Here is a 681-nt window from a genome sequence, read left to right on the forward strand (position 1 = left end):
GCGATCTCTGCGTGCAGGTGGTTCGTGTTGGCGATGTCGATCACTTCGACGCTCGGGTCTTCGACGGCCTCCCGCCAGTCCGTGCCCGAACGGTTCCACCCGTAGCGGGCCGCGGCGTCGGCAGCGGACTCCTCGTTCACGTCGATCAGCAGTTCGCGCACCGGCTGGGCCGGCGCGGGCCAGAAGAACATCGGCATGGTTGCGTAGGCCAGGGAGTGCGCCTTGGCCATGAATCCGGCTCCGATGATGGCGATCTTCAACTCTTGCATTGTCACTGCTCCATTTCTTGGATTGACTCGGATATCAGTTTGTGGGCGGGGTGCATTCGACGAAGGACTCCTGGATGGGCTCAGGAACCTCCTGGTGGTAGATGTCCTGCCACGCTTCCAGCAGATTGCCGTGGTGCACCGGCAGGGCGCCGAGGGCGACGTAGGGTGGGGCGTCTTTGCCGATCAGTCCGTAGGCGGCCAGGGTTGCCTCGGCCACACCTTGGTCGTAGGGGCGTTAAGCGCCCAGCCCGGCCACCCCGCTGTTCTGGGCCATGGCGATCGCCACGTTCAATCCCAGATCCTCGGTGGTGATCTTGACGTCACCGCGTTCAGCGGTACGGACGGCGGCCATGATTCCTTCGGTGGGCACGTCCCAGACACCCCAAAGGCCGTCGATGTCGTCCTGATGCCT

Annotated in this window: 2 protein-coding genes; both read right to left on the minus strand. The window is 64.0% G+C overall.

Going from position 1 to position 681, the window contains the following annotated elements:
• Positions 1–260, minus strand: a 260-nt coding sequence (locus tag ACFWJO_RS37235) for a Gfo/Idh/MocA family oxidoreductase (RefSeq protein WP_386872543.1), incomplete at its 3' end; no start/stop codon positions are given.
• Between the two features lie 43 nt (positions 261–303).
• A complete protein-coding gene (locus ACFWJO_RS37240; RefSeq protein WP_386872545.1) occupies positions 304–486 on the minus strand; it encodes a hypothetical protein in 183 nt (60 codons plus the stop codon).
• Between the last annotated feature and the right edge of the window lie 195 nt (positions 487–681).

Source organism: Streptomyces sp. NPDC127092 (assembly GCF_042722475.1).
Lineage (GTDB): Bacteria > Actinomycetota > Actinomycetes > Streptomycetales > Streptomycetaceae > Streptomyces.